The following is a 21,408-nucleotide window of genomic DNA, read 5'->3' as shown; positions in this document are numbered from 1 at the left end:
AGCAGATTTTGAGATTAAATATCTAAATTTGCGTGTAATGCGTTGCTTTCGATAAATTCACGACGAGGTTCAACTTCATCGCCCATTAACGTGGTGAATAATTGATCTGCTGCGACCGCATCTTTAATTGATACTTTTAGCATACGGCGTGCGTTTGGATCCATTGTGGTTTCCCAAAGTTGCTCAGGGTTCATTTCACCTAAGCCTTTATAACGCTGTACCATTAAGCCACGACGAGACTCTTTCACTAGCCATTCAACGGCCTGTTCAAATGATGTAATCTCAAGTTTACGCTCGCCACGCATAATGTATGCGCCTTCCTCAATTAAGCCAAAAAGCTGTTTGCCCAATTTCATTATACGACCATATTCGCTGCCTGTCGCAAATTGGAAGTTCAAGAAGTAATCAGTATCTATGCCGTGTGTGCGTACAGTTAATACAGCTTCATATAAATGGCGTTCGCTGTTAAATACTGTGCGATAGCTATAATGATTACCATTGCTTTCTTTCGCCACTAATTTTTCAACTAACGATTTTGCCCAAATATCGACCGCACTTTCTTGTGCCATTAATTCGGTAGTCAATTCTGGGTGGTAAATTAGCTCTTTTAATACAGTTTCAGGATAATGACGGGTCAATCGGCCAATCATTTTGTGTACCGCATTATATTCAGACACTAAATTTTCCAACGCTAAACCATTCATCGCAGGTGCATTTGCATTCACATAAAGTGCAGCATTTTCTAACGCAAGTGCCACCTCATATTGTACCATTGCTTCATCGTCTTTGATGTATTGCTCTTGTTTGCCTTTTTTCACTTTATATAAAGGTGGTTGTGCAATATAAACATGCCCACGTTCAATCAACTCTGGCATTTGGCGATAGAAGAATGTCAACAATAAAGTACGAATATGTGCACCATCCACGTCCGCATCGGTCATAATAATAATACTGTGATAACGCAATTTCTCCGGGTTATATTCATCACGACCAATACCACAGCCAAGTGCGGTAATTAATGTACCAACTTCTGCAGACGATAACATTTTGTCGAAACGTGCTTTTTCTACGTTTAAAATTTTTCCTTTTAATGGCAAAATCGCTTGGTTTTTACGGTTACGCCCTTGTTTTGCTGAACCGCCTGCAGAGTCACCCTCCACCAGATACAATTCAGATAATGCTGGGTCACGTTCTTGACAGTCAGCTAATTTGCCCGGTAAACCACCTAAATCTAATGCACCTTTACGACGTGTCATTTCACGCGCTTTACGTGCCGCTTCACGCGCACGAGCCGCATCAATAATTTTTCCTACGATAATTTTGGCATCAGATGGATTTTCTAATAAATATTGTTGTAAATATTCATTCATTACTGACTCAACGGCACTTTTCACTTCGGAAGACACTAATTTATCTTTAGTTTGTGAAGAGAATTTTGGATCAGGCACTTTCACTGAAATAATGGCCACTAAACCTTCACGAGCATCGTCACCGGAGGTTGCCACTTTTGATTTTTTATTGTGACCCTCATTTTCCATATAGTTATTTAAACTACGAGTTAATGCACCACGGAAACCGGCTAAATGTGTACCACCATCACGTTGTGGAATGTTATTTGTGAAGCAATATACATTTTCATTAAAGCTGTCATTCCATTGCATTGACACTTCCACACCAATGCCGTCTTTCTCGGTCGAAAAATAGAACGGTTTTTGATGAATCGGATTTTTATTACGGTTTAAATATTCTACGAAAGCTTGAATACCGCCTTCATAATGGAAATGATCTTGTCTATCGTTACGTTTATCAAATAGTTTGATCGATACACCTGAATTTAAGAATGACAATTCACGCAAGCGTTTTGCCAAAATATCATATTCAAATTCAATATTATTGAAAATCGTTGGACTCGGCCAGAAGCGAACAGATGTACCTGTTTGATCCGTTTCACCAATGGCTGCTAATGGTGCTTCAGGTTCACCTAAATGATAAATTTGTTCGTGGACTTTGCCTTGACGGCGAATAGTTAATTGTAATTTGTCAGATAATGCGTTTACAACCGATACACCTACACCATGCAAACCGCCAGACACTTTATACGAGTTATCATCAAATTTACCGCCTGCGTGTAATACAGTCATAATGACTTCTGCTGCAGAAATGCCTTCTTCAGGGTGAATATCAACTGGAATTCCACGACCATCATCTTGTACAGAAACCGAATTATCAGTATGAATGGTTACTGTAATATCTTTTGCATAGCCTGCTAAAGCTTCGTCAATGGAGTTATCCACCACTTCAAAAACCATATGATGTAAGCCTGTACCGTCATCTGTATCACCAATGTACATACCAGGACGTTTACGTACCGCATCTAGTCCTTTTAAGACCTTAATACTATTCGCACCATAATTTTCAGGGGTATTATTTGACATTGTCTCTCTCTTTTAACCGTAAAAAATCGATGAGATTATAGCAAATTTTTGACAAATTAGCTAAGAATAAGTGCGGTCGATTTTTTAGAAATTTCAATGGTGGAAGGCGATAAAATCGGGTTTTTATCTGAATTTTGTGCTGTCATTTTGAAGAAGCGTTTGAGCCAGAAAAATGACGTGATGATATCAGGTATCTTTTGACCCTATTCACTTTTTTTCTTATTATGAATCGATCATTTTTTCTTTAAGGATAAACAGCTATGCAATATCTTCTTTCACAAACTGAGCAGGGGCAACAGCTCGGTATTACCGCAAAAATGGCAAACCGTCACGGTTTAATTGCGGGGGCAACAGGGACAGGAAAAACCGTTACATTACGCAAAATGGCAGAGGCATTCAGTGATGATGGTGTGCCTGTTTTTTTAGTGGATGTGAAAGGCGACCTATCAGGTTTAGTTCAAGCGGGGCAATATCAAGGCAAAATTGCTGAACGCATTGATCAGTTTAATTTAGGTGGAGAAAGTTATTTAGGTGGCTATCCTGTGTCGTTCTGGGATGTGTTTGGTGAAAGTGGTATTCCATTACGTACTACTATTTCAGAAATGGGACCACTACTGCTTTCACGCTTATTAAATCTTAATGCTACACAAGAAGGTTTGTTAAATTTAGTATTCCGTGTAGCTGATGATAAAGGCTTATTGCTTATCGATTTAAAAGATCTGCGTGCAATGCTGAAATATGTGGCAGACAATGCCAAAACGTTCCAAGTGGAATATGGTAACGTATCGGCGGCAAGTGTAGGAGCAATCCAACGTGCATTACTGACTCTTGAAAATGAAGGGGCTGCAAATTTATTTGGTGAGCCTGCATTAAATTTAGAAGATTGGTTACAGACCCGTGATGGTCGAGGGGTGATCAACGTATTAAACTCTGAAAAATTAATTAACTCTCCGAGAATGTATAGTGCGTTTTTATTATGGTTAATGTCAGAGTTATTTGAAAATTTGCCTGAAGTGGGTGATCCTGAAAAACCAAAATTTGTGATGTTCTTTGATGAAGCCCATTTATTATTTGACGGTGCGCCAGCTGTATTGGTAGACAAAGTCGAACAAGTGGTGCGTTTAATTCGTTCTAAAGGCGTAGGCGTGTATTTTGTGACACAAAACCCGCTTGATTTACCAGATACAGTGTTAGGTCAGTTAGGTAATCGTGTGCAACATGCTTTGCGAGCATTTACACCACGTGATCAGAAAGCGGTAAAAGCGGCAGCAGAAACGTTCCGAATCAATCCAAAAATCAATGTGACAGAAACCATTACAACGCTCGGTGTGGGACAAGCTTTGGTGTCATTCTTAGATGAAAAAGGTATGCCGTCACCAGTAGAAATTGCGTATATTTTCCCACCAAAAAGCCAGCTAAAACCAATTTCTCCAGCAGATCGTGATGCTTGGGTAAAAGATGATGACATTTATCCTTTCTATCGTGATTTGGTGGATAATGAATCTGCATTTGAGATTTTAAACCAACAAGCCGATTTAGCAGCTGTTGCGCAAAAACAAGCAGAACAAGCACAACAAGAAGCAGAAAGTGGTTTAGTGGGTAGTTTGAGCCGAATGATTTTCGGTAGCAAAAAACGTGGTGAGAAATTGACTGTAACAGAGGAGATCGTGAGTGGTGTAGCAAAATCTGTTGGTCGAAGCATTCGTAGCCAAGTCACCAAACAAATTATGCGAGGTATTTTAGGGGCATTGAAGAAATAAATCTAATATAAAAAGGGCACTTTGTTTAGTGCCCTTTATTATTAGATTCAATCCTTACCTAAACAAATGTGCTTTTTGATTTTATCACTGGTAAATTTTAGGATTCAAATCGATATAGTTTATTGACAATGAGTTAAGCTTTATCCCCTAAGTTTTGAGAATATAAACTTAGGGGAATTCCAGACAAGATAAGCTTATAGGAAAAGGTTTGCGAACAATAATCCGAACGCTAAACAGAATGCCATGCTTAATAAGCCCGGTAACATAAAGCTGTGGTTAAAAATAAATTTACCAATGCGAGTTGTACCGGTGGTATCAAAGTCAATTGATGCAATGATTGGACCATAGTTAGGGATGAAGAAGTAGCCATTCACTGCAACGAATGTACCAATAAGAATCGGTGCAGGGATACCTAAAGCGATACCTAATGGGAATAACGTTGCAACGGTCGCCCCTTGGCTGTTAACTAATACAGAAAGTGCAAATAATGCGAATGCGAATGCCCAAGGTGCTGTTTCTACAAGGTATTTCACTGATTCTTTTACTTCAGTAATGTGTGCTTGCATTAATGTATCACCTAACCACGCAATACCGAAGATTGCGATAACTGCACGCATACCTGCGTGGAATACAGAACCTTTAGTTACTGCAGTGCCATCAGGTTTACAGATAAGCATAATCAATGCACCTGCAGATAACATTACGATTTCAATTGTATGAGCCATGCCCATTGGTTTGCCGTCAAAGGCAGGGCGTAATTCTTTGAATGTACCCATTAATACAACAAGTAATGCAGCAAATAAGAAGATGCTTACAGAAATTTTAGCGTTTTTAGAAATCTCGCCCTCACCGATAGTCGATTGTGTTTGGCTTTCTTTCACATATTCAGGATCTTTTAATTTAGCTAAATAGATTGGATCTTCGTGTAATTCTTTCCCCATTTTATTGACAAATAAGCAAGCAACGAAGAGACCAGCAATAGTGGCAGGAATTGTAATACCTAATACGTCACCTAATGTGATACCTTGTGGTTCTAGATAGTTTACGACTGCCACAACTGCAGCTGCGATTGGACTTGCAACAATTGCAAATTGTGATGCGATTACTGCCATTGAAAGTGGGCGTTCAGGGCGAATACCATTATGACGACTTACTTCAGCGATGACGGGAAGTACGGAGTAAGCTACATGACCTGTACCAGCTAACACAGTGAATGTCCAAGTTACTGCAGGTGCCATAAAGGTAATGTGTTTTGGATTTTTACGCAAGATTCGTGTTGCGATTTTGATCATATAGTCTAAACCGCCAGAGGCTTGCATTGCAGCAGCAGCTGACACTACCGCCATAATCATAAACATAACATCGATTGGTAAGCCAGCTGGTTTTAAACCAAACCCAAAAGAGAGAATAGCAAGACCTAAACCTCCCATAACTCCAAGTCCGATACCACCAATACGTGCACCGACTAGAATACAGAGTAAAACTATGCCAAATTGAATAAGAAACATAATATATCCTTTTGATTATATTAAATTGAACATCCTCCGATGTGGAGGATACCGTTTTAGCTGAAAATAGATGTCCTTTGCCTTTCAGATTGCTGGATAATCATAACAATAATTGGGTAGCCTATCCATAATATAGATCAATTAAAATGAAATACTTTCTTTGAAAGATATTCAAAGTGCGGTTATACTTAAAGCCTTATTTTGAAACTTTACCTTGAGAAAAAAATGCAAGAATTTATTCCCATGGCAAAAGAATTTGCCCAAAACCATACGTTAATGGTGGTATGTTGGTTTGCTGTATTTTTTACTGTGATTTATTCCTTTATTAAAGCAGCGACAACAAAAGTTAAAATAGTAAGCAATGCGGAAGCAACGAGCTTAATAAATAATGAAGATGCCATTATCGTGGATTTACGTACTATTGATGAATTCCAGCGTGGACATATTATTAATAGTGTAAATGTGCTTCCAACAGAAATTAAAAATAATAATGTGGGTAAAATTGAACATCATAAAGAAACCCCAGTAATTGTAGTTTGTGCGACGGGCTTAACATCAAATGCCTCAGCTGAATTGTTATCAAAACAAGGGTTTAGCCGTGTATATACTTTAAAAGAAGGTATCGCAGGCTGGCGTTCAGCAAACTTACCTTTAATTAAAAAATAAGTCATAAGGATGAAAAAATGTCTGAAGAAAACAAAGAAGTAGTCACTGAAGAACAAGAAGTTCAGCCAGTATTACAAATTCAACGTATTTATGTGAAAGACGTATCATTTGAAGCACCAAATCTTCCACATATTTTCCAACAAGAATGGAAACCTAAATTAGGTTTTGATTTAAGCACTGAAGCAAAACAAATTGGTGATGATTTATATGAAGTTTGCTTAAATATCTCTGTTGAAACTACATTAGAAGACTCTGGTGATGTTGCATTTATCTGTGAAGTAAAACAAGCTGGCATATTTACTATCAGTGGTTTAGAAGATATTCAAATGGCACACTGCCTAACTTCACAATGCCCAAATATGCTTTTCCCTTATGCTCGTGAATTAGTGGCAAGCTTAGTTAATCGTGGTACATTTCCAGCATTAAATCTTTCCCCAGTGAATTTTGATGCATTGTTTATGGATTATTTACAACGCCAAGAACAAGCAGAACAGGCAGAAAAAAGCCCTGAAGAAAACAAAGAAATTCACTAGCAGCCAGCTACACTTTTCGCTCTCATTTTGAGAGCGAAAATTTTTGTCATATCATATTTTTAGCACATTCTTTTATCATCTTACTATTGTCAGGAGTCTAAAATGAATACGACTGTTGCAACCTCCCCTATTACAGTTCTTGGTGCGGGTTCTTATGGTACGGCGTTGGCAATTGCCTTTTCTCGAAATGGTTTTCCAACCTATTTATGGGGACATAATCCTGAACATATGTTACGTTTGAGTGAATCGCGTCAAAACGATACTTTTTTACCTAATGTTACTTTCCCTGATGCACTACATATTGAATTTGACTTAGCAAGTGCATTGCATAAATCTCGTGATATTCTGATTGTTGTACCAAGTCATGTATTTGGTGAGGTTCTTGAAAAAATTCAACCGCACTTACGCCCAGATCATCGTATTGCGTGGGCAACTAAAGGGTTAGAGCGTAATACAGGTCGCCTTTTACAAGAAGTGATCGAGGAGAAATTAGGTATACAATATCCGCTAGCCGTTCTTTCCGGTCCAACTTTTGCTAAAGAGCTAGCAGCCGGTTTGCCAACTGCAATTGCGCTAGCTTCAAATAATGAGCAATTTGCTCTTGAGTTTCAGGCTCGCATTCATTGTAGTAAGCACTTCCGCGTGTATATCAATCAAGATATGATTGGCGTACAATTAGGTGGTGCAATTAAAAATGTAATCGCAATTAGTGCAGGGATGTCAGATGGAATGGGTTTTGGCGCCAATGCAAGAACTGCATTAATCACACGTGGTATCGCAGAAATTAGTCGTTTAGGAGTATCTTTGGGGGCGAATCCCAATACTTTTATGGGAATGTCGGGTTTAGGTGATTTAGTGTTAACTTGTACCGATGACCAATCACGAAACCGTCGCTTTGGAATTATGCTTGGGCAAGGCTTTTCAGCACAAACTGCGATGGATAATATTGGACAAGTGGTTGAAGGTTTTTATAATGCAAAAGAAGCTTATTTATTGGCACAACGTCAAGGAGTTGAAATGCCGATTACAGAGCAGGTTTACCAAGTATTATTCTGTGGGAAAAATGCACAAGAAGTAGCAGCAAGCTTATTAGCGCGTGAGCGTAAAGGCGAGTAATAGACAGATAATTCAGGAAATAATGATATGCCAGTAGAAGTATGGGGTCATGTCCGTCAAGAGGCAAAAGAATTAGTGGAAAATGAGCCAATGTTGGCGAGTTTTTTCCATTCGACTATTTTAAAACACAATGATTTTGGTAGCGCTTTAAGCTATATTTTAGCCAACAAATTGGCAAACCCAATTATGCCAGCTATTGCATTGCGTGAAATTATTGAAGAAGCATATCAAGCGGAACCGAATATTATTGCTAGTGCAGCTTGCGATATTCGTGCAGTGCGTCATCGTGATCCAGCAGTTGAATTGTGGACAACACCCCTTTTATATTTAAAAGGCTACCATGCACTACAGAGTTATCGTATTACCCATTATTTATGGAAGCAACAACGCAAGGCATTAGCAATTTATTTACAAAATGAAATCTCTGTGGCATTTGATGTAGATATTCATCCTGCTGCAAGAATTGGTTGTGGTATTATGTTCGATCATGCAACTGGGATTGTTGTAGGTGAAACCTCTGTTATTGAAGATGATGTATCTATTTTGCAAGGTGTGACATTGGGTGGAACCGGTAAAGAAACAGGTGATCGCCATCCAAAAGTACGTGAAGGTGTGATGATCGGTGCGGGAGCCAAGATTTTAGGTAATATTGAAGTTGGCAAGTATGCAAAAATTGGTGCAAATTCTGTTGTCTTGCGAGCTGTACCAGAATATGCAACTGTCGCAGGTGTGCCAGCACGAGTGATCGGACAAGACAAACAGGCAAAGCCAGCTTTTGAAATGAACCAATACTTTAATGAAAATGAAGATTTCTCATTAAATATCTAAAAGTGCGCTCATTTTTTTGAAAGTTTTATAAAAAACCTGCTTGGGAATTCTCAAACAGGTTTTTGTTTTTATAGAAGCTGTATTTAGAATACTAGAATTAAATTCTAATACAAAATTATGTGCCTATTTGTTTTATGAGTTCTGACTAAGAAGTGTGGATATAGATTTTTTCATTTAATCACTTATTGGTATTTAATGAAGCTTTATAATCCACATTATCCTGTTCATTACGTCATCTATGTCTACATTTATTAGATCATATAGCCTTTTGTGGCATTTCCTTTAATGTACACTAGTAATAATAGTAGAGATGGCATATTTAACCCTAAGTAAAAGGCATATATCATTGAAATAAAAAAGCGAGCACACAAACAGTACTCGCTTTTATTAATGTGATTAGATTACATCATCGCTGAAACATACTTTAACATTACACCAGCAGCAATGGCTGAACCAATTACACCTGCAACGTTTGGCCCCATTGCGTGCATTAGTAAGAAGTTTTGATGATCTTCTTCCAAGCCAACTTTATTCGCAACACGTGCTGCCATTGGTACAGCAGAAACACCAGCGGCACCAATAAGTGGATTAACTTTATTATGGCGGCTTAATTTGTTCATTAATTTTGCCATTAATACTCCACTTGCAGTACCAATACCAAAGGCAACTACACCTAATAAAAGAATACCTAAAGTTTGTGGGTGTAAGAATTTATCTGCCACTAGTTTGGAACCGACGGACAAACCAAGGAAAATAGTGACAATATTAATTAAGGCGTTTTGTGCAGTATCATTTAAACGTTCTACAACGCCACTCACGCGTAATAAGTTACCAAAGCAGAACATACCAAGTAATGGTGCCGCATCTGGAAGCAATAGCGCAACTAAAGTCACTAATACGATTGGGAAAAGAATTTTCTCACGGTTACTAACATTGCGTAATTGCACCATACGAATTTTGCGTTCTTCTTTTGTAGTGAGTGCTTTCATAATTGGTGGTTGAATCAGTGGCACTAATGCCATATAAGAGTAAGCAGCTACTGCAATTGCACCTAATAATTCAGGCGCAAGTTTACTTGCGAGATAAATCGCTGTTGGACCATCAGCACCACCAATGATTCCAATCGCTGCCGCTTGTGGCAGGGTAAAGTTGATAATGCCTGTCCAGTTCAATAATAATGCACCGATAATTGTTGCGAAAATACCAAACTGTGCTGCTGCACCTAATAATAAAGTACGAGGGTTAGCTAACAATGGACCAAAGTCAGTCATTGCACCTACTCCCATAAAGATAACTAATGGTGCAACGCCGTAGCCAATCGCCACTTTATAGAATAATGCCAGCACGCCGGCAGTGTAGCCCATATCACCAGCCATCACTTCTAATTCATTTTGAACAGAAGGTAAGGTAGAACTTAAAGCCGCTTTAATTGCATTTGGATCAGCAATAGTATTTAATTTTGCACCGACAATTGCGAGTTGCTCAGCAGTACCGTGGTGCAGAAGGTTATCTAATGCTGTCATTGCTAAGCCAGCTTCTGGAATGTTGGATAACAATCCACCAAAGCCGATTGGCAAGAGCAGCAACGGTTCGAATTTGCGTGCAATGGCGAGCCATAATAACAATAGGCTAATGCCTATCATTATTGCTTGCCCCCACTCGAGGTGCATAATCCCCATTCCGCGCAATAATGCGTAAATACTTTCCATAGAATGACCTCTTATGCCAATGTCATTAAGGTATCGCCAACAGAAACAGTATCACCTGCTTTCACACAAATACCTTGTACCGTACCTGCTTGGTTTGCACGGATTTCAGTTTCCATTTTCATTGCTTCAAGAATTAGCAATACATCACCTTCAGCCACTTTTTGACCTTCAGTTGCAACAACTTTCCAAATGTTACCTGACATTGGTGCACTCACTGGTGTACCTGCCGCTGCTGGTTTTGGCACAGCTTGTGGTTGAGGCGCTGCTTGCGGTGCTGACGTTGGTGCGATATCACTAATTTCACCACCTTCGCTAACTTTCACTACGAATGCTTTACCTTCAAGCTCAACAGTATAAACAGAAGGACCTGATACTGGTGCTTTCGCTACAGGTGCGGTCGGTTTTTCTGTAGTTTTCGCCGGTTCTAATGTTGGCGCAGGTTCGAAAGCATCTGGATTGCCACGGTTTTCAAGGAATTTCCAACCAATTTGCGGGAAGAGTGCCACGATTAACACATCGTCAATTTCATTTTCGGCAAGTTTTACGCCTTTTTCTTTCGCTTGTTGTTTAATTTCAGCTGCTAATTTGTCCATCTCTGGTGCAATGTGATCAGCTGGGCGGTCAGTAATTGGTTGCCCTCCATCTAACACTTTTGCCTGTAACTCAGCATTTACTGGTGCTGGTGTACGACCATATTCCCCTTTTAAAATACCTGCAGTTTCTTTTGCAATCGTTTTATAACGTTCGCCCATTAATACGTTAATTACTGCTTGAGTACCTACGATTTGTGAAGTTGGTGTTACTAATGGAATGAAACCTAAGTCTTCACGTACACGAGGAATTTCTTTTAATACTTCATCTAATTTGTCTGATGCATTTTGTTGTTTTAATTGGCTTTCAAGGTTAGTCAACATACCGCCTGGCACTTGTGCTACAAGAATACGGCTGTCTGAACCACGTAATTGACCTTCAAATTTCGCATATTTTTTACGTACGTTACGGAAGTAAGCAGAGATACGTTCTAATTTATTAATATCTAAGCCTGTGTCGAATTGAGTACCTTGTAACGTTGCAACTAAAGCTTCAGTTGCAGGGTGGCCATAAGTACCACTCATTGAAGAAATAGAAGTATCGATACCATCAACGCCAGCTTCCACTGCTTTTAACAATGCCATTTCTGCCATACCTGTTGTTGCGTGGCAGTGTAAGTGTAATTGCACGTCATAGCGTTTTTTGATTTCACTTACTAATTTATAAGCTTCAGCTGGGGTTAAGATACCGGACATATCTTTAATCACCACAGAATCTACGCCAATTTCAAGAAGCTGTTCAGTTGTATCTAACCAAGTTTGTAGGTTGTGTGCTGGGCTGGTGGTGTAACTTAATGTACCTTGTGCGTGACCACCATTGCGTTTAACTGCTTGAAGTGCTTGTTTCATATTGCGTGGGTCGTTCATTGCATCAAATACACGGAATACTGACATCCCATTTTTCACTGAGCGCTCAACGAAACGGTCAACCACATCATCTGCATAATGACGATAGCCTAATAAATTCTGACCACGTAATAACATTTGCAATGGTGTGTTTGGTATTGCTTGTTTTAATTCTCGTAAACGTACCCAAGGATCTTCACCTAAGAAACGAATGCAAGCATCGAAAGTTGCCCCTCCCCAAGCCTCTAAGGACCAATACCCAATTTGATCAAGTTCATTTGCAATTGGCAACATATCATCAAGACGCAAACGTGTTGCAAATAAAGATTGATGAGCATCACGTAAAACGACATCAGTAATAGCAATTTTTTTAGTTTGAGTAGTCATTGTGTATTTCCTTTTGAATTATTTGATTCCTTGTTGGCGACGATGATGAGCAATTGCCGCAACAATCACAGGTCGTAAACGATCTAAATCATTTTGTTCAGGTTGAGTAGTTTTTGTCGGTGGAATGACAACAGGTTCAGGGAAGAATCTATTGATGACGACGGACATCAGTTCAATAGCGTAAATCAGGATAAGTAAGAAAATCATCACAAATCCTACGCCAGCAAACATCAAGTTAATACCTTCTTGCAGAAGTTCTGCGTTTGTCATTATCGCACTCCTTTTTTAGAATGATGTTGTGAAATAATACTTGTTTCTCGCTATAAATAAATTGACTTAAATCACAAAATTAGAGAGTTCATTTTTCAAGCAATTATTTGTGCGTTTTTCAATTATATTAGTTTGCATACCATACATAGCAGGTTTGCTATAAGATGGAATAAGAAGTATAACCCCTTATATCCTATGATAATAGTTAATTTTCTGATTCTAATCAGCTTTTAGAGTGCGGTTAAATATTTTCGATGTTTTCTTACTGATTTTTGTGATTCTACTCACAACTCTGAAAAAATAATGGTGACAAATTGAACAATGAACGATACCTTTTTATGAGAGTGAATTCTTACTCGATATAAGTTGTTATCTTTTAATTTGAAAAAGGATAATTTTATGATGTCGATTTTATCACCTAATCAAGTTTGGATTATCGTTGATCCAAAATTGACTTTCTTTTTTCCCATAATTCGTTAATCCCTTTCACTGTTTTTATTAAGAAACATCTACTTTTCATCATTTATTTATCAGAGTAATCCAATACTTATTCTGTCCAAATAATCTATTTAAAATTAAGGATTTTATTATGGAAAACTTCAAACATTTACCAGAGCCATTCCGTATTCGTGTCATTGAGCCTGTAAAAAGAACAACCAGAGAGTATCGTGATCAAGCGATTTTAAAAGCTGGTATGAATCCATTTTTATTAGATAGTGAAGATGTATTTATTGATTTGTTAACTGATAGTGGAACAGGTGCTGTGACACAAGAAATGCAAGCTGCGATGTTACGTGGCGATGAGGCGTACAGTGGCAGTCGTAGTTATTATGCATTAGCAAATGCAGTGAAAGACATTTTTGGTTATGAATATACCATTCCGACTCACCAAGGTCGTGGGGCTGAACAAATCTATATCCCGGTATTAATCAAAAAACGTGAGCAAGAGAAGGGGTTAGATCGTAGCAAAATGGTTGTATTCTCAAACTACTTCTTTGATACAACACAAGGCCACAGCCAAATCAACGGTGCAACTGTACGTAATGTTTACACCAAAGAAGCATTTGATACAGGTGTTAATGCAGATTTTAAAGGTAACTTTGACATTGAAAAATTAGAGCAAGGTATTCTTGAAGTTGGTCCGAATAACGTACCTTATATCGTTTGTACAATAACTTGTAACTCAGCAGGTGGTCAGCCAGTATCACTTGCAAATATGCGTGCAATGTACCAAATTGCACAGAAATATGATATTCCTGTGGTAATGGACTCTGCGCGTTTTGCAGAAAATGCGTATTTCATTCAACAACGTGAAGCAGCTTATAAGAGCTGGACAATAGAACAAATCACGTATGAAAGCTATAAATACGCAGATGCATTAGCAATGTCTGCGAAAAAAGATGCAATGGTTCCAATGGGTGGTTTATTGTGCTTCAAAGATAAACGCATGGAAGATGTCTATAACGAATGTCGTACACTTTGTGTTGTACAAGAAGGCTTCCCAACATACGGTGGCTTAGAGGGTGGCGCAATGGAACGTTTATCGGTTGGTTTACGTGATGGTATGCGTCAAGATTGGTTAGCTTATCGTATTAACCAAATTGAATATCTTGTTAATGGCTTAGAAGAAATAGGAGTGGTTTGTCAGCAACCTGGTGGTCACGCAGCATTTGTTGATGCAGGAAAATTATTGCCACATATTCCAGCGGATCAATTCCCTGCACAAGCGTTAGCTTGTGAACTGTATAAAGTAGCGGGGATTCGTGCGGTAGAAATTGGGTCATTCTTATTAGGTCGTGATCCAAAAACAGGAAAACAATTACCTTGTCCAGCAGAGTTACTACGCTTAACAGTACCACGTGCGACTTATACTCAAACTCATATGGACTTTATTATTGAAGCTTTTAAACACGTGAAGGAAAATGCTGAAAATATTAAAGGATTAACCTTTACTTATGAGCCGAAAGTCTTACGTCATTTCACGGCACGCTTAAAAGAAGTATAAAAAAATTAAATGCAGTTTCTGATTGACTAGAAACTGCATTTTTTCATTTATTTCATTCAAAAGGAAAAGCATTATGAAAAAGACCCCCTCAATTTTTGGTGGTGCTTGCATTATTGCTAGCGTATGTGTTGGTGCTGGAATGCTAGGTCTACCAAGCTCAGGTGCCGGTGCCTGGACAATTTGGTCTATTCTTACCGTTTGCTTTACGATGTTTATAATGACGATCTCTGGTTGGTTATTATTAGAAGCTTATAAACATTATGATCTGCGTGCTTCATTTAATACCGTAACAAAAGATATGCTCGGTAATTCAGTGAATGTGATTAATAACCTTGCTGTTTACTTTGTAGGTGGTATTTTATTGTATGCCTATACAACGGCATCAGGTGGAATTTTAAGTGGATTAATAGGACCTTATTTAGAGCTTGATTCTCGTATTTGGTCAGTCATATTTGTATTAGTTTTCTCTTTCTTTGTGTGGCATTCCACTCGTATTGTTGACCGAGTGTCTGTATTACTCATCATCTTCATGGCATTGTCATTTATTTTCAGTGTATTTGGATTAACTGTAAATATTGATTTAACAACATTATTTGATACCCAAGGGGCTGACTCTAACTATGCCATGTATGCAATGGGGTTATTGCCTGTGGCATTGACCTCATTTGGTTATCACCACTCTGTAGCTACAATGCGTGCTTATTATGGCGATGAGCGTAAAGCAAAATATGCGATCTTAGGGGGAACCAGCATTGCATTAGCGCTTTATTTAGTGTGGATCATCTCGATTTTTGGTAACTTACCTCGTAGCCAATTTGGCCCTGTACTTGCTAGTGACGGTAACTTAGATGTATTACTTGGTGCATTAGGTAATGTCATCGAATCAGCATCAGTAAAACAAGCGATTAATGCTTTCTCTATAGCTGCTATTTTATCTTCTTTCATTGGTGTAGGTTTAGGGGTCTTTGATTTCCTTGCTGATTTCTTCAAATTCGACAATACAAAAGAAGGGCGTTTAAAATCTTGGGCTGTAACATTCTTACCTCCATTAGCACTGTCTGTACTATTCCCGCTTGGTTTCTTAAAAGCGATTGGTTATGCAGGTGCTGTAGCAACAATTTGGACCTGTTTAATTCCGGCAATGCTCGCTAGAAAATCACGTACTATGCCAAATGGCAAAGTAGGTTTTATTGTGGGAGGGGGTAATATCACCATTGTGATAGTCATTTTATTCGGTATTGTGACCGCACTTTTCCATTTCTTAGCTATGTTTAATATGTTGCCGGCATTTAAAGGTTAGATATTGAATAGATGTAACGTATGATGTGGAACAAAAAATTAGCGCCCTGAAAAATGAATATATTTATCGGGCGCTAATTTAGTTATTTGTCAATTAATTCTTTTTTGTGGTTAGTAGTAAGAATGTTCGCCGCGTTGGTGTTCGGTAACATCTTTTGCACCTTTTAATTCATTTGGGAACAGGGACAATAACTGTTTTTCAATACCGTCTTTTAAGGTGACATCTACCATTGAGCAACCGTTGCAGCCACCACCGAATTGTAAAATCGCATAGCCTTCATTAGTGATTTCAATTAACGTGATTTTACCGCCGTGGCTCGCTAACTGAGGGTTGATTTGAGTTTGAATCACATATTCCACTCGTTCTATTAATGGTGCGTCGTCTGCTACTTTACGCATTTTTGCATTTGGTGCCTTTAAAGTAAGCTGTGCACCAAGTTCTTCAGTCACATAATCAATTTCAGCATCTTCCAAGAAAGGTAAGCTGATTTCATCAACGAAAGCAGAGAAGGTAGCATATTTCATTTCTGTATCTGTTGCTTCAACCGCATTTGCAGGGCAGTATGACACGCCACATTCTGCATTTGGTGAACCCGGATTGACCACAAAAATGCGGATATTTGTGCCTTCTTCTTGTTGATCGAGCAAGCGGCGGAAATGTGCTTGTGCCGCTTCTGAAATCTTAATTTGTTCCATAAGTTATCCTAAAAAATTCAATACTTGAGTAAGATTGTCAGAAATGATACTCCGAGATTGCCTTTTTTTCCACCTTTTACAGCAATTATCTTTGCTTAGGTTCTTGCCAATCCCCAAACTTGAATATGCTGAATACCTGCTTTACGCAATAATTTTGCGATTTCATTGAGTGTTGAACCAGTGGTGATCACATCATCAATTAAGGCGACAGATTGATAGCGGCATTTTGATTGTTTATCCGATAACTGAAAAGCGTGACGTAAGTTTTTACGTCTGTCAGTAGCACTTAAACCTCGTTGCGTGTGAGTATGTTTACAGCGTTGTACCAGTTGGTTATCTACGGGAATTTTCAGCCACTTGCTCAATTGTTGCGCTAATAAATCTGCTTGATTGTAACCACGCTGCCATTGGCGAAAATGATAGAGTGGCACAGGTATCAGCACATCAGGCAAAGTAAGTCCATAAATTCGTCTTGCATCATAAACAGCAAGTAATAAAAGGCGTGCTAAAGTGCGGTCTAAAAAGAAGGATTTTTGAAATTTAAAGTGATGAATGAGTTGTGACAAGGGTTCCATATAACGTGCGATAATCACTATGCGATCCCAACTAGGTTCGTTTTGTAAGCAACGCCCACAATGCAATGCAGGGCGTGCAATTTCCATTCCACAATGTCCGCAATAAGTAAAGCGATGAATAGTTTGATTACAGTGTGAACACAAGCCGTGATGGGCAATTGCCAAAGGCTGTTGGCACAAAAAACAGCGAAAACCAAACCAGTTCATTTTATTCTCCGTAAAAAGCATTAATCTAAAACGGAAACATAAAAAAGGCGTGTCCTTAATGTACACGCCTCGATCTGGATCGCAAAAATAATTAATCTAATAAGCCAGCTTGTTTAAGGAAGTAGTGAATCCCATCTTGATCAATTGGGCGAGTGATGTGACGTGCAATTTTTTTCACATCTTCATGAGCATTCCCCATTGCCACGCCCACGCCAACGGTGCGGAGCATTTCAATGTCATTTAAGCCGTCACCAAATGCCATTACATTTTCCATTTCAAAGCCTAAATGGCGAATTGCGCTTGCAATACCACTTGCTTTTGAAATGTTGGCGTCAAATAAGTCCATTGAGTCTTTATGCCAACGTACAGATTGTAAGCCCGCTAACACGCCAGAGTTTTGAACGAGTTCATCTTTTTCTGTGTTATAGAACGCAAGAATTTGGAAAACATCATTATTTTTGAAGAAATCTTTATCCACATAATAATGACCTTTTAGTGGATCTAATGCACCACGCACTTCTTCAGTTGCCGCTGAAATGGCAGTATCTGTTGGGGAAATTTGTGCGTATTCAATTTGGTGTTTTTCAAAGAAATCCACAAGTTTTTGGATTTTTTCAGTAGGTAAAGTGTTTTTTTCTAACGGCGCATTTTTATAATCAATATATTGCCCGTTAATCGTTACAAATAAATCCATCCCAGTTTGTGCAATGAGTTCTTTAATTTTGGGTGGGAAGTTTGAAGGTGTACGCCCAGTCGCAATCGCAGTAATAATACCGTTTTCTTTCAATTTGTTTAACGCAGGCACAACGCTATCAGGGATACGATCTTCATCTTTGATCAGCAAGGTTTCATCAATATCAAAAAAGACGATTTTAATTTGGTTTTTGTAATTAGGAATGTTCATAAGCTTCCTTCTAGTATTGATATGAAAGCCAGTATTCTTTAAGTGTGAGCAAATACTGCCATAAAAAGTATCTTGAGCTAGCCGCCCAATTTGGTGCTCCAATCACCAGAAAATACAATAAAAAAACACCGCACTTTTAGTCGGCTGACAGCAAAGTGCGGTTAATTTTTAGTGAGTTTTAGCTACACATCGTAAGTCGTTGATGCTGTATCACCACCACGACCAGTCCAGTTAGTATGGAAGAACTCACCACGTGGTTTGTCAGTGCGTTCATAAGTGTGTGCACCGAAGTAGTCACGTTGCGCTTGTAATAAGTTTGCTGGTAAACGTTCGCTAGTGTAGCTGTCTAAGAAGGTGATCGCTGACGCCATACAAGGCATTGGGATACCCACTTCAATGGATTTTGCGACCACTTTACGCCATTCACCTAAACTATTTTCTAAAATGCCTTTGAAGTAATCGTCTGAACCCAAGAAGATTAAATCTGGGTTAGCTTCATAAGCATCGCGGATGTTACCTAAGAAACGGCTACGGATGATACAACCTTCACGCCATAAAAGTGCGGTGTTTCCGTAGTTAATATTCCAACCGAAGTTTTCAGATGCTTCGCGGATTAACATAAAGCCTTGTGCGTAAGAAATGATTTTTGATGCCAATAACGCTTTGCGTACTGCTTCAATCCACACTTTTTTATCGCCTTCCACTTTGCCCACTGCTTTGTTGAATAATTTTGATGCTTCAACACGTTGATCTTTGAATGAAGATACGCAACGTGCGAACACAGATTCAGTGATAAGTGTTAATGGAATACCGAAATCAAGAGCGTTGATACCTGTCCATTTACCTGTCCCTTTTTGACCCGCAGTGTCTAAAATCTTATCCACTAAGCGAGAACCATCTTCATCTTTGTAGCCTAAAATATCTGCTGTAATATCGATAAGATAGCTGTCTAACTCCGTGTTACGCCATTCGTTGAACGTTGCCTCCAACTCATCATCAGATAAACCTACTCCTTCTTTTAAGAATTGGTATGCTTCGCAGATAAGTTGCATATCGCCGTATTCGATACCGTTGTGAACCATTTTCACGAAGTGACCTGCTCCATCACGACCCACCCAGTCACAGCACGCTTCGCCTTGTTCGGTTTTCGCAGAAATAGCTTGTAGAATTGGTTTTACGTGTTCCCACGCTGATTCATCACCGCCTGGCATAATTGAAGGCCCGAAACGTGCACCTTCTTCGCCACCAGAAACACCCGTACCAATAAAGCGAATGCCTTTTTCGCGTAAGTAAGCCACACGACGGTTAGTGTCAGGATAGTTGGTGTTACCGCCATCAATAATGATGTCGCCTTCTTCTAAGTGAGGTAATAATGCCTCGATGAATTGATCGACAACATCACCCGCACGCACCATTAGCATCACTTTACGCGGTTTTTCTAATTTATCCGCTAAGTCTTGTAATGAATAAGCCCCGATAATGTTTGTGCCTTTCGCAGCACCTTGTAAAAATTCATCGACTTTCGAAGTAGTACGGTTGAATGCCACTACTTTAAAGCCGTGATCATTCATATTTAAAATTAAGTTTTGGCCCATTACCGCTAAGCCGATAACGCCGATGTCACCTTTTACTGACATTGTTTGCTCCTGTTTTTTAAGAAATCATATATTTTTCTAATAAAGGTAATACTCTGTTAGGTACTTTTCGTGGATAACGATTTGTTCTTTTTACCAATCTTACTTACCTACTAAAAAATACTCAAAAGGAATATTTTTTGTATTAGCGGATTGTTCTAATTCTTTTTTATCTTGTTCGCTATCGCCAACCATAAAGAGTTTGGTATTTTTTCCGAATTTACCATTCTCAATAACATATGTGGCAGCGACTTTGTTTAACATTTGGCTTTTGCCTGAAATACCAATGTTTAAATTGTCATTAGTCACTAAATCCATTAATTGCTTGTTTATTCCACCTGAGCTAGTTTTCATCACTCCTGCTAAGATTAAATTAGATGCGCTATTATTAGCTGCATTTACATTAAAAATGATAGTTTTATTCGTATTTTTAGGAATTTTCCGAGCAATATCATATGGGCTAATTGCAGATGAGCAAGCCATTAAAGTCAATACAATGAAAAGAGAAAATAGTTTTTTCATTTTAAACTCCTGATTAAGTAAGAAAATTTTTCAAAAAAATACCGCACTTTTATCTCTTAAGCCACGCTTGAAAACTTACTGAATTTCATCCCCCGATGGCGCTCGTCTTTGACGAGTACCTTAATTTTTAGCACTCGTTGGAAACGAGCGCTATCCTATATTTGGTACTCGAATCTTTTGTAAAATTTCGAAAAATCTCACCACTTGTTATAGCAACTTCGCCGCATCTTTATCCAAATACCACTCTGTAATGCCCTTTTTCGCTTTAATTTTCGCAGCTGGGTAAGGCAAACTTTCTGCTGGCTTGGTTTGAATTTCTTTCAAAATTTCTGCTTTGCTTGCACCAGTCACTAAATAAGTCACTCGTTTCGCTTGTTCAATCAATTTTGCCGTTTTTGAAATACGGATTTGCCCTGTTTCAGGGTGTTTTGCGATAACCGCTAAATGTGGATCATCAAAATTAGTTTGATGTGGGAAAAGTGATGCAGTGTGTCCATCTGTTCCCATACCTAAAATAATCCAATCAAAAACTTGCTCAGGAACGACCGCACTTAGCTCTTGCTCAAAGCGTTTAAGTTCAGTTTCTACTGGCTCTTCGCCACGAATACGGTGAATATTTTCTGTAGGAATTTGAATGTGATCGAATAATAATTTTTGCACTTCGCCGTAGTTACTTTCAGGATCGGTTGGTAACACCATACGATCATCACCCCACCAGAAATGCAAGTTTTGCCATTGAATTTCAGTGTTGTAAGGCACTTGTGCGAGGGTTTTAAATAATAATTTCGGCGTTGACCCGCCAGATAAAGAAATGTGCACAGGGCGATTTTCAAGGCTATATGCTAAAAGCTCTTGTGCGATTTTTTCGACGGCATTTTGTGCGTTGTCAAAAATAACTGTATTCATTGCGTATCCTAA

19 protein-coding genes are annotated in these 21,408 nt (G+C 38.8%); 8 read left to right on the top strand and 11 right to left on the bottom strand.

Features of this window, described 5'->3' with window-relative positions; translation table 11 throughout:
- Positions 1 to 14: 14 nt before the first annotated feature.
- Complete coding sequence (gene gyrB / locus CKV78_RS08535) at positions 15 to 2,435, bottom strand: DNA topoisomerase (ATP-hydrolyzing) subunit B (RefSeq protein ID WP_005763899.1); 2,421 nt, start codon at positions 2,433 to 2,435, stop codon at positions 15 to 17.
- 260 nt (positions 2,436 to 2,695) lie between these two features.
- Between gyrB and CKV78_RS08530 the strand changes: the two genes are divergently transcribed.
- A complete protein-coding gene (locus CKV78_RS08530) occupies positions 2,696 to 4,195 on the top strand; it encodes a helicase HerA-like C-terminal domain-containing protein (RefSeq protein ID WP_005763895.1) in 1,500 nt (499 codons plus the stop codon).
- 194 nt (positions 4,196 to 4,389) lie between these two features.
- Here the strand turns inward: CKV78_RS08530 and CKV78_RS08525 are convergent, their stop codons facing one another.
- Positions 4,390 to 5,703, bottom strand: a complete 1,314-nt coding sequence (locus CKV78_RS08525; RefSeq protein ID WP_005763892.1) for an anaerobic C4-dicarboxylate transporter — start codon at positions 5,701 to 5,703, stop codon at positions 4,390 to 4,392.
- Between the two features lie 225 nt (positions 5,704 to 5,928).
- On the opposite strand from CKV78_RS08525, the gene CKV78_RS08520 reads away from it, so the two are divergent.
- The 4 genes from CKV78_RS08520 to cysE all read left to right on the top strand — a co-directional run bounded on the left by CKV78_RS08520 (position 5,929) and on the right by cysE (position 8,846).
- A complete protein-coding gene (locus CKV78_RS08520; protein WP_005763891.1) occupies positions 5,929 to 6,369 on the top strand; it encodes a rhodanese-like domain-containing protein in 441 nt (146 codons plus the stop codon).
- A 17-nt stretch (positions 6,370 to 6,386) separates the two neighbouring features.
- Positions 6,387 to 6,902 (top strand): protein-export chaperone SecB, encoded by a 516-nt coding sequence (gene secB, locus CKV78_RS08515; protein ID WP_005763888.1) that lies wholly within the window; start codon positions 6,387 to 6,389, stop codon positions 6,900 to 6,902.
- 102 nt (positions 6,903 to 7,004) lie between these two features.
- Positions 7,005 to 8,018 (top strand): NAD(P)H-dependent glycerol-3-phosphate dehydrogenase, encoded by a 1,014-nt coding sequence (gpsA, locus tag CKV78_RS08510; protein ID WP_005763886.1) that lies wholly within the window; start codon positions 7,005 to 7,007, stop codon positions 8,016 to 8,018.
- Positions 8,019 to 8,045: 27 nt separating this feature from the next.
- Positions 8,046 to 8,846, top strand: coding sequence for a serine O-acetyltransferase (cysE, locus tag CKV78_RS08505; protein ID WP_005763883.1), 801 nt, complete (start codon positions 8,046 to 8,048; stop codon positions 8,844 to 8,846).
- Positions 8,847 to 9,247: 401 nt separating this feature from the next.
- Here the strand turns inward: cysE and CKV78_RS08500 are convergent, their stop codons facing one another.
- The 3 genes from CKV78_RS08500 to CKV78_RS08490 are packed head-to-tail and all read right to left on the bottom strand — an operon-like array spanning position 9,248 to position 12,648.
- The gene (locus CKV78_RS08500) at positions 9,248 to 10,555 is read right to left on the bottom strand and encodes a sodium ion-translocating decarboxylase subunit beta (RefSeq protein ID WP_005763881.1); all 1,308 of its coding nucleotides are present in this window, start codon (positions 10,553 to 10,555) and stop codon (positions 9,248 to 9,250) included.
- Positions 10,556 to 10,566: 11 nt separating this feature from the next.
- Entirely contained in the window at positions 10,567 to 12,378 is a 1,812-nt protein-coding gene (oadA, locus tag CKV78_RS08495) for a sodium-extruding oxaloacetate decarboxylase subunit alpha (protein ID WP_005763878.1), read from the bottom strand.
- A gap of 18 nt (positions 12,379 to 12,396) precedes the next feature.
- Positions 12,397 to 12,648 (bottom strand): oxaloacetate decarboxylase subunit gamma, encoded by a 252-nt coding sequence (locus CKV78_RS08490; RefSeq protein ID WP_005763874.1) that lies wholly within the window; start codon positions 12,646 to 12,648, stop codon positions 12,397 to 12,399.
- 399 nt (positions 12,649 to 13,047) lie between these two features.
- Here CKV78_RS08490 and tnaC point away from each other — a divergent pair, with 399 nt between their 5' ends.
- From tnaC to CKV78_RS08475, 3 genes are all read left to right on the top strand, one after another.
- A complete protein-coding gene (gene tnaC / locus CKV78_RS10720; protein WP_081442238.1) occupies positions 13,048 to 13,128 on the top strand; it encodes a tryptophanase leader peptide in 81 nt (26 codons plus the stop codon).
- A 109-nt stretch (positions 13,129 to 13,237) separates the two neighbouring features.
- Entirely contained in the window at positions 13,238 to 14,653 is a 1,416-nt protein-coding gene (gene tnaA, locus CKV78_RS08480; protein ID WP_005763873.1) for a tryptophanase, read from the top strand.
- Positions 14,654 to 14,726: 73 nt separating this feature from the next.
- Positions 14,727 to 15,953: an aromatic amino acid transporter gene (locus CKV78_RS08475; protein ID WP_005763872.1), complete on the top strand. Its 1,227-nt coding sequence runs from the start codon at positions 14,727 to 14,729 to the stop codon at positions 15,951 to 15,953.
- Between the two features lie 110 nt (positions 15,954 to 16,063).
- On the opposite strand, the gene nfuA is transcribed toward CKV78_RS08475, so the two are convergent.
- The 6 genes from nfuA to pgl form a co-directional block, all read right to left on the bottom strand.
- Positions 16,064 to 16,648, bottom strand: coding sequence for a Fe-S biogenesis protein NfuA (nfuA, locus tag CKV78_RS08470; protein ID WP_005763870.1), 585 nt, complete (start codon positions 16,646 to 16,648; stop codon positions 16,064 to 16,066).
- A gap of 95 nt (positions 16,649 to 16,743) precedes the next feature.
- Complete coding sequence (locus tag CKV78_RS08465) at positions 16,744 to 17,430, bottom strand: DNA utilization protein GntX (RefSeq protein ID WP_032855448.1); 687 nt, start codon at positions 17,428 to 17,430, stop codon at positions 16,744 to 16,746.
- Positions 17,431 to 17,521: 91 nt separating this feature from the next.
- On the bottom strand, positions 17,522 to 18,334 hold the full coding sequence (locus tag CKV78_RS08460) for a Cof-type HAD-IIB family hydrolase (RefSeq protein ID WP_005763866.1): 813 nt from the start codon (positions 18,332 to 18,334) through the stop codon (positions 17,522 to 17,524).
- Positions 18,335 to 18,516: 182 nt separating this feature from the next.
- Positions 18,517 to 19,971, bottom strand: a complete 1,455-nt coding sequence (gnd, locus tag CKV78_RS08455) for a decarboxylating NADP(+)-dependent phosphogluconate dehydrogenase (RefSeq protein ID WP_005763863.1) — start codon at positions 19,969 to 19,971, stop codon at positions 18,517 to 18,519.
- 99 nt (positions 19,972 to 20,070) lie between these two features.
- A complete protein-coding gene (locus tag CKV78_RS08450; protein ID WP_005763860.1) occupies positions 20,071 to 20,490 on the bottom strand; it encodes a hypothetical protein in 420 nt (139 codons plus the stop codon).
- A 207-nt stretch (positions 20,491 to 20,697) separates the two neighbouring features.
- Positions 20,698 to 21,396, bottom strand: a complete 699-nt coding sequence (gene pgl / locus CKV78_RS08445; RefSeq protein ID WP_005763859.1) for a 6-phosphogluconolactonase — start codon at positions 21,394 to 21,396, stop codon at positions 20,698 to 20,700.
- Positions 21,397 to 21,408: the final 12 nt, after the last annotated feature.

The organism is Pasteurella dagmatis, from assembly GCF_900186835.1.
In the GTDB taxonomy this organism is placed as follows: domain Bacteria; phylum Pseudomonadota; class Gammaproteobacteria; order Enterobacterales; family Pasteurellaceae; genus Pasteurella; species Pasteurella dagmatis.
This window is presented reverse-complemented; position numbering and strand designations above follow the sequence as displayed.

Excerpts from the sequence above, each read along its gene's own strand:
- gyrB (WP_005763899.1), bottom strand. The coding sequence starts at position 2,435 with ATGTCAAATAATACCCCTGAAAATTATGGTGCGAATAGTATTAAGGTC.
- CKV78_RS08530 (WP_005763895.1), top strand. The coding sequence starts at position 2,696 with ATGCAATATCTTCTTTCACAAACTGAGCAGGGGCAACAGCTCGGTATT.
- CKV78_RS08525 (WP_005763892.1), bottom strand. The coding sequence starts at position 5,703 with ATGTTTCTTATTCAATTTGGCATAGTTTTACTCTGTATTCTAGTCGGT.
- CKV78_RS08520 (WP_005763891.1), top strand. The coding sequence starts at position 5,929 with ATGCAAGAATTTATTCCCATGGCAAAAGAATTTGCCCAAAACCATACG.
- secB (WP_005763888.1), top strand. The coding sequence starts at position 6,387 with ATGTCTGAAGAAAACAAAGAAGTAGTCACTGAAGAACAAGAAGTTCAG.
- gpsA (WP_005763886.1), top strand. The coding sequence starts at position 7,005 with ATGAATACGACTGTTGCAACCTCCCCTATTACAGTTCTTGGTGCGGGT.
- cysE (WP_005763883.1), top strand. The coding sequence starts at position 8,046 with ATGCCAGTAGAAGTATGGGGTCATGTCCGTCAAGAGGCAAAAGAATTA.
- CKV78_RS08500 (WP_005763881.1), bottom strand. The coding sequence starts at position 10,555 with ATGGAAAGTATTTACGCATTATTGCGCGGAATGGGGATTATGCACCTC.
- oadA (WP_005763878.1), bottom strand. The coding sequence starts at position 12,378 with ATGACTACTCAAACTAAAAAAATTGCTATTACTGATGTCGTTTTACGT.
- CKV78_RS08490 (WP_005763874.1), bottom strand. The coding sequence starts at position 12,648 with ATGACAAACGCAGAACTTCTGCAAGAAGGTATTAACTTGATGTTTGCT.
- tnaC (WP_081442238.1), top strand. The coding sequence starts at position 13,048 with ATGATGTCGATTTTATCACCTAATCAAGTTTGGATTATCGTTGATCCA.
- tnaA (WP_005763873.1), top strand. The coding sequence starts at position 13,238 with ATGGAAAACTTCAAACATTTACCAGAGCCATTCCGTATTCGTGTCATT.
- CKV78_RS08475 (WP_005763872.1), top strand. The coding sequence starts at position 14,727 with ATGAAAAAGACCCCCTCAATTTTTGGTGGTGCTTGCATTATTGCTAGC.
- nfuA (WP_005763870.1), bottom strand. The coding sequence starts at position 16,648 with ATGGAACAAATTAAGATTTCAGAAGCGGCACAAGCACATTTCCGCCGC.
- CKV78_RS08465 (WP_032855448.1), bottom strand. The coding sequence starts at position 17,430 with ATGAACTGGTTTGGTTTTCGCTGTTTTTTGTGCCAACAGCCTTTGGCA.
- CKV78_RS08460 (WP_005763866.1), bottom strand. The coding sequence starts at position 18,334 with ATGAACATTCCTAATTACAAAAACCAAATTAAAATCGTCTTTTTTGAT.
- gnd (WP_005763863.1), bottom strand. The coding sequence starts at position 19,971 with ATGTCAGTAAAAGGTGACATCGGCGTTATCGGCTTAGCGGTAATGGGC.
- CKV78_RS08450 (WP_005763860.1), bottom strand. The coding sequence starts at position 20,490 with ATGAAAAAACTATTTTCTCTTTTCATTGTATTGACTTTAATGGCTTGC.
- pgl (WP_005763859.1), bottom strand. The coding sequence starts at position 21,396 with ATGAATACAGTTATTTTTGACAACGCACAAAATGCCGTCGAAAAAATC.